We start from the raw sequence: 14995 nt of genomic DNA, 5'->3' as shown, positions 1-14995 counted from the left end.
GAAAAAGGCGTCCCAAAAAAGCGGGGCGCCTTTTTTCATGGCTGCTCCTTCGCTGGAGCTGGCTGACAATTTCCGCGTTTTTTGCTATAGTAATAATCGGAACATTCCGTTGCGATGAGAGGAGAACTGTCGATGGCTGGACATTCGAAGTGGAAAAATATCCAACGGCGGAAAAATGCTCAAGATGCCAAACGCGGCAAACTGTTCATGAAACTGGCGAAGGAAATTTATGTGGCCGCCAAAAGCGGCGGAGGCGATCCAGCGTCCAATCCGAGCCTGCGCCTTGTCATTGAGAAGGCGAAAGCGGCCAACATGCCGAGCGAAAACATCGAACGGGCGATTAAAAAAGCAACTGGAACCCAAGAACATACCAACTATGAGGAAATTCGCTACGAAGGATATGGACCAGGCGGCGTTGCCGTCATGGTCGTTTGCCTGACGGATAATAAAAACCGCACCGCCGCCAACGTGCGTGCGGCGTTTTCGAAAAACGGCGGCAATTTAGGGGAAACGGGTTGCGTCTCCTATTTGTTCGAGCGCAAAGGGCTGCTCGTGATTGACCGCGAACAGCATAACGTTGATGAGGATGAATTGCTGCTGTTGGCCATTGAAGCGGGCGCCGAGGAGATGGAAACAACGGACGAATCGTTCGAAATTTATACAGCGCCCGAATCGTTTGAAACGGTGAAAGACGAGCTGGAACAGCAAGGATTCACGTTTGCCAGCGCGGAAATTACGATGATTCCGCAAACGTATACGACGCTTGAGGGCGACGATTTAAAAAAAATGCTGAAGTTGATCGATACGCTTGAAGATGATGATGACGTCCAAGAAGTGTACCATAATTTGGACGAATCGGTGCTTGAGGAGTAGCGACGTCCGTCGGCGAAGCCGGCGGATTTTTTTGTACATACGTTCGAAGGTCGTGGAACATAATGGAATATGATGATCGAGCGCCGTTGGCTCGAATCCCCGCCCCACTTTTTGGATCGGCGGCAGCTTGCTTGGCAAAAAAGCTGATGGATCAAGGAATAAAATGGCGTCCGCTGGTAAAACTAGTGGCGTAAAGGAACCATCATCCGAGAAGAGAGGAACAAACGATGCGAATTCTTTCCCTCATAATGTGGATCGCCGCCATCGTGTTACCGGTTCATTCGGCCTCCGCCGCACCGGTTAAGATGACGATTGTGCTCGAGCGGCAATACTTGGACGGAGAGATGAGCGAAGAGAAAGTCACCGAAACCGTCGATTCGATGACAGAAATATGGAAAAAATATCGCGGTTGGCAACTCGTGACGCTCGATGATCAGACGATCGTGTTTCTCAAAACAATCAACGACATTTCGCCGTTGTTAAAAACAAACGGCTACTTCGGAATTACGGACGATGGCACGTTGTCTATCTTCAACGGCAAACCGGGCCAGTCGAGCGAAATCATCCAGTCGTTTTTCCAAATCGACGTGCAAAAGCTCGAAAGCCGTCAGCAAGAAAAGCTGAAGCAAGGAATTCGCGTCCTCTCGAAAGAACAATACGAACAAGTGATTGAAATGTACCGCCATTTTGCGGTTGTCCAGTAAAGCGGCAACAAGCCCGTGGTGCGATGCGCATCACGGGATTTCTTTTTGCTATAATGAAATCATATGATACAATGAAAGGACGAGAAAAGGGGAGGAGCGTTCCATTGATCGAGTTTATCCGCGGGTACGTCGACTACGTCTGCCCGGAATATATCGTCATTGACCATCATGGCATCGGCTACGAAATTTTTACGCCGAATCCGTTTGCCTTTCGCGAGAGCCGCGAGGCGGTGGTGACGGTGTATACATACGAATATGTGCGCGAAGATGTGCACGCTTTATACGGGTTTTCCACGCGCGAAGAGCGCAACTTGTTCACTAAGCTGCTTCAAGTGTCCGGCATCGGTCCGAAAGGGGGTCTTGCCATTTTGGCGGCCGGGCGTCCGGATGAACTGGCGCGGGCCATCGAGGAAGAAAACGAGGCGTTTTTATGCAAGTTTCCAGGCGTAGGCAAAAAGACGGCTCGGCAAATGATTTTGGATTTAAAAGGGAAGCTCGGAGCGCTTGCGGCGCCGGCGGCTGCACGTTCGGCCGCCCCGCTTTCCGGAGAGCTGGCTGAGGCGGTCGCTGCGCTCAAGGCGCTCGGTTACGCCGAGCGGGAAATTGAAAAAATCATTCCGGCGCTCCGCAGTGAAGCGATGTCGACGGAGCAATATGTGAAGCGGGCGTTGGCGCTCTTGCTCAAGTAAGGAAAGGAGGAAACCAAGAAGGGAGGGATGGCGGTGGATGACCGGATCGTATCCAGCGCTGCCCTAGGCGGCGAGGCGGCATTGGAACCGAGTTTGCGTCCGCAATATTTGCATGAGTATATCGGGCAAGATAAAGTGAAAGAAAACTTGCGGGTGTTCATTGAAGCGGCCAAGCTGCGCGAGGAGACGCTTGACCATGTGCTGCTGTATGGGCCGCCGGGGCTTGGGAAAACGACGCTGGCCGTGATCATCGCCAATGAAATGGGCGTCAAGCTGCGAGCGACATCTGGACCGGCGCTCGAGCGGCCGGGAGATTTGGCGGCGCTTCTCACTTCGCTTGAGCCGGGGGATGTGCTCTTTATTGATGAGATCCACCGGCTGCCGCGGGCGGTGGAAGAGGTGCTCTATCCGGCGATGGAAGATTATTGCTTAGATATCTCGATTGGCAAAGGGCCGGATGCGCGCACGCTTCGCCTCGACTTGCCGCCGTTTACGCTCGTCGGGGCGACGACGAGAGCCGGGGCGCTGTCGGCGCCGCTTCGCGACCGGTTTGGTGTCATCAGCCGGCTCGAATACTATCACGTCGACCAACTCGCCCAAATCATTGAGCGGGCGGCGGCCATCTTGCAAATCGGCATCGAGCGCGAAGCGGCGCTTGAGCTTGCCCGTCGGGCGCGCGGCACGCCGCGCATCGCCAACCGTTTGCTGCGGCGCGTCCGCGATTTTGCGCAAGTGCGCGGGGACGGTGAAATTACCCTGCCGCTCGCTGTCGAGGCGCTCGAGCGGCTGCAGGTCGACCGGCTCGGGCTTGATCACATTGACCATAAGCTGCTTTTAGCGATCATTGAGAAGTTCGCCGGCGGCCCGGTCGGGCTTGAAACGATGGCGGCGGTGATCGGGGAAGAGGCGCAGACGATTGAAGAAGTGTATGAGCCGTATTTGCTGCAAATCGGTTTGCTGCAGCGGACGCCGCGCGGGCGCGTCGTCACGCCGGCTGCGTATGCCCATTTCGAAATGGAGGTTCCGAAGCGGTGAACAGCTTGCCAAAGTTGATCATGACGATCGGCGTTGTGCTCATCATTGTCGGGTTTGTCATGCAGTTTGTCAAACTCGGCCGCTTGCCGGGGGATATCGTCATCCGCAAAGGGAATATGACGTTTTATTTTCCCGTTGTGACATCCATCTTGCTGAGCGTTGTGTTATCGTTGATTTTTTACGTACTCGGACGATTTCGCTGAAGGAAGGAGAACTGCATGAAAGTCGATTTGTTTGATTTTCATTTGCCGGAAGAGTTGATTGCGCAAACGCCGCTTCCAGACCGGGCGGCATCAAGGCTCATGGTGCTCGATAAACGAACGGGCGCCATTCGCCATGAAACGTTTCGAAACATTATTTCGTACTTGAATCCGGGCGATTGCCTCGTGTTAAACGATACGCGCGTCATGCCGGCGCGTCTTTACGGCGAAAAAGAGGAAACGGGCGGGACGGTGGAAGTGCTGCTTTTAAAGCACCTTGACGGCGACCGTTGGGAGACGCTCGTTAAGCCGGGCAAACGGGTCAAGCCGGGGACGAAGCTCACCTTTGGCGGTGGGAAGCTTCAAGCCGTCTGCCTCGATACGCTGGAACACGGCGGGCGAGTGCTTGAGTTTTCGTATGACGGCCTGTTTTATGAAGTATTGGCCGAGCTTGGCGAGATGCCGCTGCCGCCGTACATTAAAGAAAAGCTCGACGACCCGGAGCGGTATCAGACGGTGTACGCCCGTGAAATTGGTTCGGCAGCGGCGCCAACCGCCGGTTTGCATTTCACCGAAGAGCTGCTTGACGCCATTCGCGAAAAAGGGGTGCATATCGCCTTTATTACACTTCACGTCGGGCTTGGCACGTTTCGACCAGTGCAAGTGGACGAAGTCGAGAAGCACGATATGCACGCCGAATTTTATCAAATGAGCGAGGAAACGGCTGAGACGTTAAACCGCGTCCGGGAGCAGGGCGGCCGCATCATCGCCGTCGGCACGACGTCGACACGGACGCTCGAGACGGTCGCCGGCAAACATAACGGCCGATTTGTCGCCGAAAGCGGCTGGACCGACATTTTCATCTATCCGGGCTATGAGTTCAAAGGGATTGATGGGCTGGTGACGAACTTCCACCTGCCGAAATCGACGCTCATCATGCTCGTGAGTGCGCTCGCCGGGCGCGAAAATATTTTGCACGCGTATCAAGTAGCGGTCAAAGAGCGATACCGCTTTTTCAGCTTCGGTGATGCGATGCTCATCATTTGAGAAAGGAGAAGAGCACGTTGACGACACCGATTCGCTTTGAACTGATCAAAACGTGCCGGCAGACGGGCGCGCGCCTTGGCATCCTCCATACGCCGCACGGCTCGTTTGAAACGCCGATGTTTATGCCGGTTGGGACGCTCGCCACGGTCAAGACGCTGTCGCCGGAAGAGCTGAAGACAATGGGGGCCGGCGTCATTTTAAGCAACACCTATCATCTTTGGCTGCGCCCGGGGCATGACATTGTCGCGGAAGCGGGCGGATTGCATGCGTTTATGAATTGGGATCGCGGCATTTTGACGGATTCCGGCGGCTTCCAAGTGTTCAGCCTCAGTGAATTCCGCCGCATCGAGGAAGAAGGCGTCTATTTCCGCAACCATTTAAACGGCGATAAGCTGTTTTTATCGCCGGAAAAAGCAGTCGAGATTCAAAATGCGCTTGGCGCCGACATCATCATGGCGTTTGATGAGTGCCCGCCGTATCCAGCGACATATGAATACATGAAACAGTCCATCGAGCGGACGAGCCGTTGGGCGGAGCGCTGCTTGAAGGCGCACCGCCGCCCGAATGAGCAAGGGCTGTTTGGCATCGTCCAAGGCGGTGAATATGAAGATTTGCGCCGGCAAAGCGCCCGCGATTTAGTGTCGCTCGATTTCCCGGGCTATGCGGTCGGCGGGTTGTCGGTCGGCGAGCCGAAGGAGGTCATGAATCGGGTGCTTGAGTTTACGACGCCGCTTCTGCCGGCGGACAAGCCCCGCTATTTAATGGGCGTCGGTTCGCCGGATTCGCTCATCGACGGGGCGATCCGCGGCATCGACATGTTCGACTGCGTATTGCCGACGCGCATCGGCCGCAACGGCACCGTGATGACGAGCGAAGGACGGGTGGTGATCAAAAATGCCCAGTACGCTCGCGACTTCTCGCCGCTCGATCCGAACTGCGACTGCTACACGTGCCGGAACTATACGCGTGCGTACATCCGCCATCTCATCAAATGTGATGAAACATTTGGCATCCGCCTCACGTCTTATCATAACGTCTATTTTTTGATAAAATTGATGGAGCAGGTGAGACAAGCGATCCGCGAAGATCGACTCGCCGATTTCCGTGAGGAATTTTTCGAACGCTACGGCTTCAACAAGCCGAATGCAAAAAACTTTTGACGACCGGAAAGGAGGGGGATTGCATGAACGCAGTGATCGCCAATTTGTTGCCGATTGTGCTGTTTTTTGTGTTTTTCTACTTTTTGCTCATTCGCCCGCAACAAAAACGGCAACGCGCCATCCAGCAAATGCAGGCGAATTTGAAAAAAGGCGATAAAATCATCACGATCGGTGGATTGCACGGCATCATCGACTCGGTCGATGAGGACAAAATCATCGTTCGCGCCGGCGACGGCACGCGACTGACGTTCGACCGCTCCGCGGTGAGAGAAGTGGTGGCGGAAAGTAAGGCGTAGCGAAAGCGCGGCCATCGGCATCTAAGCTTGAGCGCCGATTTGAACGGCGGTGTGAAAAGCGCGAGCGAGACGCAATCTCGTTTCTTACCATCGCGCTCTCCATCACAAAAGGTGTCCCGTTTGCCTTGAGGACACCTTTTGCTTTTGCGATGGTTTGTCGTTTTTACGTCCGTTCATAGCGCGACGATGACAAATTGACTCCGACGATGCCACCTAAGGAAGCAGCGGCGAAAAAGGCAAGGTGGTACAGCCATTGTTCGACGGTAAACGATTTTTCCATGCCAAGAAATTGAAACAAAAAGATGATCGCCGTAAATAAGAGGCCGGTCAGCCCGCCGGCGAGCCATCCTTTTTCTTGGCTTTTTCCGCCGGCGACAACGCCGCCGATAAACAGCGAGACAACCGAGGCGGCAAACACGATCCAGGTGAGCGACGATTCGTGAATGTCCGTCCATTTGAGCAACAACGAAAAAATGAAGCTGACGAGCGCCGCCAACACAAAAACTGTGGCGATTCCATACACCAGTGCGCTGCCAAGCCGTGACACCGCAATCCCTCCTTGGCCCAAACGCTTTTTACCACAATATATTCACCGCCGGACAGGTTTAGACGTTTATTTTCGCTTGTTTTTGCCGGCCAGCCAGTGCAGCCCCGGAAGGTAGACGAGCTCTTCGCGCCGGATGAGCCGGAACAGAATGAGGCAGGCGGCATATAGGGCGGCTGTCGCGGCCATGGCAAGCAGCGTCCAAAGCGGTGCGGGCACCGCCAAAAGCGGATGGCGGGAGAGCGCATAGCCGATTGCGCCCGCAGCGATGATGGCGCCAAGCGCTTTGATGTACTCGCGTGCATCGATGGAAAAAGACACCATCTTGACGACCGTGGCAAAGTGAAGCAACGTCACAAGAACGGTGCTGACTGCAGTCGCCAGCGCCGCGCCCATAATGCCCAAACTTGGACGGGAAGCAAGGACGAAGATGCACACGAGCTTCACCACTGCTCCGATCAAGCTGTTCGTCATGGCGGCTTTCGCCAAGTCCAGTCCTTGCAAGACCGCCTGCAGCGGGCCTTGGAAATAATACAATAAGAAAAACGGCGCCATCACTTGAATAAAGATCGCGGCTTCACTTGTGCCGTACATCCAGCGCATGAGCGGCTCGGCGAACAAGTAAAGAATGACGGTGGAAAGGCCGCCGGTGATAAGCGACAAGCGCATCGCCTGGGTGATCCGGTATTCGACCAAAAGCAGCTTGCGTTGCGCCATGGCTTCGCTGATGGCCGGCACCAGGGTGGTCGAAAGCGCGTACGTAATAAACGACGGCAACGTCAACAACGGCAGCGCGTAGCCGACAAGCTGTCCGTATTGCCTTGTGGCAGTGGAGGCGGCGATGCCGGCCAATGCCAAGCTGTTGGCGACGACGATTGGCTCAAAAAACCAAGAAAGCGAGCCGATCAAACGGCCGCCGGTCGTTGGCAAGGCAATGCGCATGAGGCGGACGAACGTCTCTTTGCCGGCTTGGACGTAGTGAAAAAACTTTGTCCGCAGGCGAATCGATTTTTTAACCTTAAATAAAAACAGTAAATACAATAATGCTGCCAGCTCGCCGAGAACGGAAGACGCCATGGCGCCGGCGGCGGCATACTCGACGCCGTACGGCAAAAGCGGCTGTGTGCATAAGGCGATCAAGCTGATGCGGACGATTTGTTCCAGCAAGAGCGAGTAGGCGTACGGTTTCATTTGCTGGCGTCCTTGAAAGTAGCCGCGCAGCACCGAAGAGATGGCGACGATCGGCACAATTGGAGCGATGGCAAGAAGCGGATAGTACGTACGCGGGTCGGTGAACATCGTCCGGGAGAGCCATGGCGCAACAGCGATCAACGCCGGCAGAAGCACGATGCTTAGCGCGCCGGTGGTGGCCAGCGACACGACGAGAATTTGTTTCACCCGTTGCCGGTCGCCGGCCGCCTCTGCTTCGGCGACGAGTTTGGAAATGGCGACCGGAAGCCCGATCTGCGTCGCGGTAATCGCTAAAACGAGCGTCGGCACGGCCATCATGTACAGCCCGACTCCTTCATCGCCGATCATGCGGGCGACGACAATTCGGTTGATGAAGCCGAGAATTTTCGTAATAAAGCCAGCGACGATTAAAATGACCGTACCTTGTAAAAATTTAGACATTTTCTCCCCCTGCCTTCTCAAATGCCTCCATCTTTTATACAATATATGCAAGGCCCATGGCCAAGCATGACAAGATTGGCAGGCGGCAATGGATACAAGGGGGTATGGGGGATGGATGAAAACCGGAAGCTGCGCGAACAGCTCATGCCGGCGCTCGAGTCGAAGTGCGATGAGTTTCGTCTTCTCGGCTATACGCAAGTGACGATGGACGGGCTGTGGGAATGTTTATGTTCCCGAAAGTGGAAGCATCGGCCGGCGGAAAAAAAACTGCATGAGTTGGTCAGCGACATTTTCTCTCTTTCGCCGAGCGAGTATATGATATTTTTGACGATGCGTTCGTATAAGCAGCAGGCGGCCGGCGATGATGAGTTGGAGCGGGTTTTAAAGGAGTTGTTATAGTGGAAAATTGACACTTGCCGGCTGCTGTTTCATAATGGAAGGCGAGGCCAATGTTTTGCTTGGCGCGACACCGGACGGCTCTGAAGCAAGTTGAAGGAGGATCTTAAGGAGAATGGTAAAACGAAACCGCATCGTCGCCTTTTTTCTGCTCCTGCTTTTGTTCGCCGGAGTGATGGGGCCGACGATTCAAGGAATTGTACATAACATCAAACTGGGCCTTGACTTGCAAGGCGGTTTTGAAGTGCTGTATGAAGTGAAGCCGGCCAAAAAAGGCGATAAGATTGACCAAGAGACGCTGCAAAGCACCGTCAGTGCGCTGAATAAACGGATCAACGTCCTTGGCGTCAGTGAGCCGCGCGTTGACATCGAGGGAGGAAACCGCATCCGCGTCCAGCTCGCCGGGGTGAAAGACCAAAATGAGGCGCGCGAAATTTTGTCCACGCAGGCGAAATTGACGTTCCGCGATGTCAATGACAACGTGCTTATGGATGGAAGCGACCTCGTCCAAGGCGGAGCGAAGCTGTCGTTTGATGAAAACGGCCGGCCGAGCGTCGCTCTGAAATTGAAAGACGCCGACAAGTTCCGCCAGGTGACGGAAAAAGTATATAAAATGGGGCCGCCAAACAACATTTTAGTCATTTGGCTCGATTTTAAAGAAGGGGTGGACTCCTACCGGAAAGAAGCGGGCAAAACGGATCCGAAATTTATTTCCGCCGCTTCAGTCAACCAAGTGTTCAATCAGACGGATGTGTCGATCGTCGGCAATTTTACGGTCAAAGAAGCGCAACAGCTGGCCGATTTGCTCAATGCCGGCGCGCTGCCGGTCGAGCTGCATGAAATTTACTCCACGTCCGTCGGCGCTCAGTTTGGGAAAAACGCCCTGCAAAAAACGGTGTTGGCCGGCATCATCGGTGTGGCGGCGATCTTCTTGTTCATGATTTGGTTTTACCGGCTTCCCGGGATCATCGCCGTCATTACGCTGTCGGTATACATTTATTTGATTTTGCTTTTGTTTGATTGGATGAACGTCGTGATGACGCTGCCGGGCATTGCCGCCCTGATTTTAGGGGTTGGGATGGCGGTCGATGCCAACATTATTACGTACGAACGGATCAAAGAGGAGCTGAAGCTCGGCAAGTCGATGCTGTCGGCGTTCCGTGCTGGCAACCGCGGGTCGTTTGCGACGATTTTTGACGCCAACCTTACGACGATCATCGCCGGCGCTGTTCTTTTTATTTACGGGACAAGCTCGGTGAAAGGGTTTGCGACGACGCTCATCATCAGCATCGTCGTCAGCTTTCTCACCGCTGTTTATGGCACGCGGCTGTTGCTCGGACTGCTTGTGTCAAGCCGCTGGCTCGATAAAAAGCCGGAGTGGTTTGGCGTCAAAAAGTCGCAAATCTTAAACATTGCCGAAACGACCGAGGAAACGGAAGTGCCGACGAAGTTTGACCGCTGGGATTTTGTCAAACATAGCAAAAAGTTTTTCATTTTCTCTGGCGCATTGGCGATCGCTGGCGTCATCTCGTTGTTTGCCCTGGGGCTGAATCTTGGCATTGACTTCACGAGCGGAACGCGCGTTGAGGTGACGAGCAGCCAGCCGATCGATGCGAAAGAGTTGAGCGACTATTTCGAGCGGCTCGGCTACAAGCCGGAGGATGTCGTCCTGTCCGGCACGGATGGGAAAACAGGCGTCGTCCGCTTGATTGGCGTGCTCGATAAGCAAGAAATTGCCAAGCTGAAAAATGAATTGAAGCAAGCGTATGGCAACGAACCAAACATCAGCACCGTCTCTCCGGTCGTCGGCAAGCAGCTGGCCCGCAATGCGCTCATTGCTGTGCTGATTTCCTCGATCGGCATCATTCTTTACGTGACGATCCGTTTTGAGTGGCGGATGGCGTTGGCGGCGATCGTTGCCCTGTTGCATGACGCCTTTTTCATTGTCACTGTGTTCAGCTTGACGCGTCTTGAAGTCGATTTGACATTCATCGCCGCGGTGCTGACGATCATCGGGTACTCGATCAACGATACGATCGTCACGTTTGACCGCATCCGGGATTTGATGAAAAAGCGGAAAGTGAAAACGGTTGACGACTTGAAGTATATCGTCAACCGGGCGTTGCAGCAAACATTTACGCGCTCGGTCAATACCGTATTGACCGTCTTGTTTACGGTCATCGCGTTGCTCATCTTTGGCAGCGAAGCGATCCGCAATTTCAACCTCGCCTTGCTCGTTGGACTTGTGTGCGGCGTCTATTCGTCGCTTTGCATCGCGTCTCAGCTTTGGGTCGTTTGGAAAGGACAGGAGCTCAAAAAAGGGAAAGGAGCCAAAAAAGCGGCGGCCGAGGCCGAACCGCAGGTGTAACAGCGCGCCGGAAAAGTGAATGTGCTTTTCCGGCGCCTTTTTTGTTCGGGGCAATGCTCGGGGCGGAAAATGGATACACTAACCGTCAGATGCAACATAGGCAGCGTGTGAGGTTGCTGAATGCAAAGGTGGGGGAGATGGCCATGGAACACGAACAGCGATTCAAGCAGGCGAAAACAGCAGCGGTCGTCGGCATCGCCGGCAACATGGCGCTTGCTGCTGTCAAGGCGGCGGTCGGCGTGTGGAGCCAAAGCCAAGCGTTGATCGCTGATGCCGCCCATTCAGCGTCCGATGTTGCCGGCTCGTTCGCCGTTTGGGTCGGACTGCGGGCCGCTGCGCGCCCGCCGGATGAGGATCATCCGTACGGGCATGGGAAAGCGGAATCAATCGCCGCCATTATTGTCGCGGTTCTTCTATTTCTCGTTGGGATCGAGATCGGGCGCTCGGCGTTTCTGTCATTTTTCGCCCCACTGTCGCCGCCCGGGGCGGCCGCCATTTACATCTTGTTGTTGTCGATTGCTGTCAAAGAAGCGATGTTTCACTATAAATACCGGCTCGGGAAAAAGCTAAACAGCGATGCGCTGATCATCAACGCCTATGAGCACCGATCGGATGTGTTTTCGTCGTTTGCTGCGCTCATCGGCGTCGGCGCCGCCATTGTCGGTGGAAAATGGGAGATTGACTGGCTTGTATATGCCGACCCGCTCGCCGGATTGTTCGTCTCGCTGCTTGTTCTGAAAATGGCATGGGACCTTGGCCGACAGTCGGTCCATACGGCGATCGACCATGTGCTTCACAAGGAAGAGGCTGGCTATTTGCGCGAGGCGGTCTTGTCCATTCCCGATGTGCGGCAAATCAATGAGCTGCATGCACGCGAGCACGGCCATTACGTCATCGTCGATTTGAAAATCGCCGTCGATCCGCGCTTGACGGTCGAAGAGGGGCACCGGATCGGAAAGAAAGTGAAAGAAAAACTACTGACGCTGCCGCGCGTCCGCAATGTCATGGTTCACATCAACCCGTACAACCCGGAAAAAAAACCGTAATGTCGTTGCCTGCCCTTTTCTCCTTTTTGTATAATAAGGAGAGTTGAGGTGGGAGATATGTTGAAAGCGAAAACGCGTTGGGAGGTGGAGCGCCTCGATGAGCAGACGGTGAGGCGGCTGGCTGAGGAAGCCGGCGTCACGCCCTTATTGGCGAGGCTTCTCGTCCGCCGCGGGGTGCGGACGGCCTCGGAGGCGGCGTCGTTTCTCAATCCGCTTGAGCAATCGTTTCATGATCCGTTTTTGCTTGACGGGATGGAGCGCGCGATTCAGCGTCTAAAGCGGGCGATCGACGCGGGTGAACGCGTGTTGGTATACGGCGATTACGATGCCGATGGCGTTTGCAGCACGTCGGTGATGGTGAGTGCTCTCAAGGAGGCGGGGGCGTCGGTCGAGTTCTACATTCCGAACCGATTTACGGAAGGATACGGGCCGAACATGGCGGCGTTTCGCTCCGCAAAAGAGCGCGGCGTTTCCGTCATTGTGACCGTCGACAATGGGATTGCGGCGGTCAAGGAAATTGCGGCCGCCAACGAGTGGGGAATGGATGTCATCGTAACAGATCACCACGAGCCAGGTCCGGTGTTGCCGGAGGCGCATGCGATCATCCATCCGAAGCAGCCGGGAAGTACATATCCGTTTCGCGATTTAGCCGGCGTCGGCGTTGCGTTTAAGGTAGCCCATGCCTTGCTTGGGCGGGTGCCGCGCCATTTGCTTGATTTGGTCGCGATCGGCACGATCGCTGATTTGGTTCCGCTTGTTGGGGAAAACCGCCTCTTTGTTGCACACGGGCTTGAAGCGTTGCGAGCGACGGAGCGCATCGGGCTGCGCGCTCTTTTTCGGCAATGCCGCATTGATGCGGCGGCCATCAACGAACAGACGGTCGGATTTGTCATCGCTCCGCGCTTGAACGCGGCGGGGCGCCTCGGAGGCGCCGATCCGGCAGTGGCGCTCTTAATGACGGACGATGAGAACGAAGCGGTGCAGCTGGCGGCGGAGATGGACGAGTTAAACCGCGAACGTCAGCAGCTTGTGGCACAAATCGCTGAAGAAGCGGCGGACATGGTGCGCCGCCAATTTCCTCCTGAGGAACATCGCGTCTTGGTTGTGGCAGGCGAAGGATGGAATGCCGGAGTGGTGGGCATTGTCGCTTCTAAGCTTGTTGAGCAGTTTTACCGCCCGGCGGTCGTGCTTTCAATCGACCGGGAAAAAGGGATCGCCAAAGGGTCAGCCCGCAGCATTCATGGGTTTGACTTATTCGCCAGCCTGTCGCAATGCCGCGACCTGTTGCCGCACTTTGGCGGCCACCCGATGGCGGCGGGGATGACATTGGCGCTTGATGATGTCGAAGAATTGCGGCAACGGCTGAACGCCATCGCCGCCGAAACGTTGTCTGAGGACGATTTTACGCCGCCGACGTTCATCGATGCTTCCTGTTCGATTGCTGAGTTGACGCTGTCGACCGCCCGCGGCCTTGAGCGGTTCGCTCCGTTTGGCGTCGGCAATCCGCGGCCGCTTGTTCTCGTTGAAGGGGCGTCGGTTGAAACCATGCGGCGCGTCGGGGCGAACGGAGCCCATATGAAAGCCGTCTTTTCCCAAGACGGGGCCGCGATCGATGCCATCGGCTTCGGCCTCGGGCCGTTATGCGAAGAAATCGCTCCGGATGCGCGCATTTCGGCGGTCGGGGAGCTGTCGGTGAACGAATGGAACGGGTTCGCCAAGCCACAGCTGTCGTTGTGTGATCTGGCGGTCAGCGACTGCCAGCTGTTTGACGTCCGCGGCTGCCGCGACGTCCGTTCACTTCTTGAGCGGCTGCCAAAAGAGAAGCGGCTAGTCGTCTCCTTTCGCTGCGAAACTGGACAGCGCCCGGACGTGGCGCCATTTCGCGGGGAGCTTTATTGCGTGCCGACCGAAGAAGAGGCGGGCGCCTTATCGATTGACGACCGCTATGTCGTGCTGCTTGACGTGCCGCCGCGGCTGGCCTTGCTGTCGGCGCTTCTTGGCAACGGGCGGCCGGCGCGCATTTACGCGGTGTTCGCCCAGCCCGAGGCGCAATTTTTCCGCACGTTTCCGACGCGCGAACATTTTAAATGGTTTTACGCCTTTTTGCATCAACACCGTTCGTTTCCGCTCGCCAAGCGCGGCGGTGAGCTGGCCCGCGCCCGCGGTTGGACGGAAGAGACGGTTCATTTTATGGCGAAGGTGTTTTTAGAGCTTGACTTTATCAGCGAACAAAACGGCGTCATTTCGCTCGTTCATCAGCCGGCGAAGCGCGGTTTGCACGAATCGCCGACGTACCGCCGGCGGCGGGACGAACTTGAGGCGGAGCATCAGTTAGTCTATTCCACTTACGAGCAATTGAAACGCTGTTTGGCGGAAATGACACGTTCGCAAACGCACGAGGAGGCAAACGTATCATGGACTTAAAACAATACATTACGATTGTGCCCGATTTCCCGAAGCCGGGCATCATGTTTAAAGATATTACAACGCTGATGGACAACGGTCTGGCGTACAAATACGCGATCGACCAAATTGTTCAATATGCGCGCGAAAAACAAATCGATATCGTCGTTGGTCCGGAAGCGCGCGGCTTTATCATCGGATGCCCAGTCGCCTATGCGCTTGGCGTCGGGTTTGCGCCGGTGCGCAAGGAAGGGAAGCTGCCGCGCGAAGTCGTCCGTGTGGAGTATGGCCTGGAATATGGAACAGATGTCTTGACGATGCATAAAGATGCCATTAAGCCAGGGCAGCGTGTGTTGATCACCGACGATTTGCTCGCGACGGGTGGGACGATGCGGGCGACGATCGATTTGGTGGAACAGCTCGGCGGAGTGGTGGCCGGATTGGCGTTTTTGATTGAGCTCACCGAGCTTGGCGGCCGCAAAAAATTGGAAGGCTACGACATTTTGACGCTGATGCAGTTTTAAACAGTCGACATTGTTCGCATCTTCGGATACAATAAAGAAAAAAGGGGCACTCACACATGAGTGCTCTTTCTTATTAAC

The 14995-nt window shown here is 55.2% G+C and carries 15 protein-coding genes; 13 read left to right on the top strand and 2 right to left on the bottom strand.

Features of this window, described 5'->3' with window-relative positions; all coding sequences use genetic code 11:
• Positions 1-132 precede the first annotated feature (132 nt).
• From QSJ10_RS11010 to yajC, 8 genes are all read left to right on the top strand, one after another.
• Positions 133-873 (top strand): YebC/PmpR family DNA-binding transcriptional regulator, encoded by a 741-nt coding sequence (locus QSJ10_RS11010; RefSeq protein WP_014196414.1) that lies wholly within the window; start codon positions 133-135, stop codon positions 871-873.
• Positions 874-1100: 227 nt separating this feature from the next.
• Entirely contained in the window at positions 1101-1577 is a 477-nt protein-coding gene (locus QSJ10_RS11005) for an intercompartmental signaling factor BofC (RefSeq protein ID WP_033014802.1), read from the top strand.
• A gap of 104 nt (positions 1578-1681) precedes the next feature.
• Entirely contained in the window at positions 1682-2266 is a 585-nt protein-coding gene (gene ruvA / locus QSJ10_RS11000) for a Holliday junction branch migration protein RuvA (protein WP_033014800.1), read from the top strand.
• 33 nt (positions 2267-2299) lie between these two features.
• A complete protein-coding gene (gene ruvB / locus QSJ10_RS10995; protein WP_033014842.1) occupies positions 2300-3301 on the top strand; it encodes a Holliday junction branch migration DNA helicase RuvB in 1002 nt (333 codons plus the stop codon).
• Positions 3298-3504 (top strand): DUF2905 domain-containing protein, encoded by a 207-nt coding sequence (locus tag QSJ10_RS10990; RefSeq protein ID WP_013524224.1) that lies wholly within the window; start codon positions 3298-3300, stop codon positions 3502-3504. The genes ruvB and QSJ10_RS10990 overlap by 4 nt, the downstream gene beginning before the upstream one ends.
• A gap of 15 nt (positions 3505-3519) precedes the next feature.
• Positions 3520-4548 (top strand): tRNA preQ1(34) S-adenosylmethionine ribosyltransferase-isomerase QueA, encoded by a 1029-nt coding sequence (gene queA / locus QSJ10_RS10985; RefSeq protein WP_053532215.1) that lies wholly within the window; start codon positions 3520-3522, stop codon positions 4546-4548.
• A gap of 17 nt (positions 4549-4565) precedes the next feature.
• Positions 4566-5708 (top strand): tRNA guanosine(34) transglycosylase Tgt, encoded by a 1143-nt coding sequence (gene tgt, locus QSJ10_RS10980; RefSeq protein WP_033014797.1) that lies wholly within the window; start codon positions 4566-4568, stop codon positions 5706-5708.
• A gap of 23 nt (positions 5709-5731) precedes the next feature.
• Positions 5732-6004, top strand: coding sequence for a preprotein translocase subunit YajC (gene yajC, locus QSJ10_RS10975; protein WP_033014793.1), 273 nt, complete (start codon positions 5732-5734; stop codon positions 6002-6004).
• Between the two features lie 163 nt (positions 6005-6167).
• On the opposite strand, the gene QSJ10_RS10970 is transcribed toward yajC, so the two are convergent.
• Both QSJ10_RS10970 and spoVB read right to left on the bottom strand, forming a co-directional pair.
• Positions 6168-6551, bottom strand: coding sequence for a TIGR04086 family membrane protein (locus tag QSJ10_RS10970; RefSeq protein ID WP_033006360.1), 384 nt, complete (start codon positions 6549-6551; stop codon positions 6168-6170).
• 66 nt (positions 6552-6617) lie between these two features.
• A complete protein-coding gene (gene spoVB / locus QSJ10_RS10965; protein ID WP_033014792.1) occupies positions 6618-8180 on the bottom strand; it encodes a stage V sporulation protein B in 1563 nt (520 codons plus the stop codon).
• 111 nt (positions 8181-8291) lie between these two features.
• Here spoVB and QSJ10_RS10960 point away from each other — a divergent pair, with 111 nt between their 5' ends.
• From QSJ10_RS10960 to QSJ10_RS10940, 5 genes are all read left to right on the top strand, one after another.
• On the top strand, positions 8292-8579 hold the full coding sequence (locus QSJ10_RS10960) for a post-transcriptional regulator (protein ID WP_033014790.1): 288 nt from the start codon (positions 8292-8294) through the stop codon (positions 8577-8579).
• A gap of 112 nt (positions 8580-8691) precedes the next feature.
• A complete protein-coding gene (gene secDF / locus QSJ10_RS10955; protein ID WP_033014789.1) occupies positions 8692-10944 on the top strand; it encodes a protein translocase subunit SecDF in 2253 nt (750 codons plus the stop codon).
• Positions 10945-11081: 137 nt separating this feature from the next.
• Positions 11082-11990: a cation diffusion facilitator family transporter gene (locus tag QSJ10_RS10950; protein WP_080985658.1), complete on the top strand. Its 909-nt coding sequence runs from the start codon at positions 11082-11084 to the stop codon at positions 11988-11990.
• A 57-nt stretch (positions 11991-12047) separates the two neighbouring features.
• Complete coding sequence (gene recJ, locus QSJ10_RS10945; protein WP_053532221.1) at positions 12048-14414, top strand: single-stranded-DNA-specific exonuclease RecJ; 2367 nt, start codon at positions 12048-12050, stop codon at positions 14412-14414.
• Positions 14405-14917, top strand: a complete 513-nt coding sequence (locus QSJ10_RS10940) for an adenine phosphoribosyltransferase (RefSeq protein WP_033014788.1) — start codon at positions 14405-14407, stop codon at positions 14915-14917. Before recJ ends, QSJ10_RS10940 begins: the two co-directional genes overlap by 10 nt.
• The last annotated feature ends 78 nt before the right edge of the window (positions 14918-14995 follow it).

This window comes from Geobacillus stearothermophilus ATCC 12980 (genome assembly GCF_030369615.1).
GTDB classification, from domain to species: domain Bacteria; phylum Bacillota; class Bacilli; order Bacillales; family Anoxybacillaceae; genus Geobacillus; species Geobacillus stearothermophilus.
The sequence above is the reverse complement of the archived record's forward strand: the minus strand, read 5'-3'. Positions and strand labels throughout refer to the sequence as shown.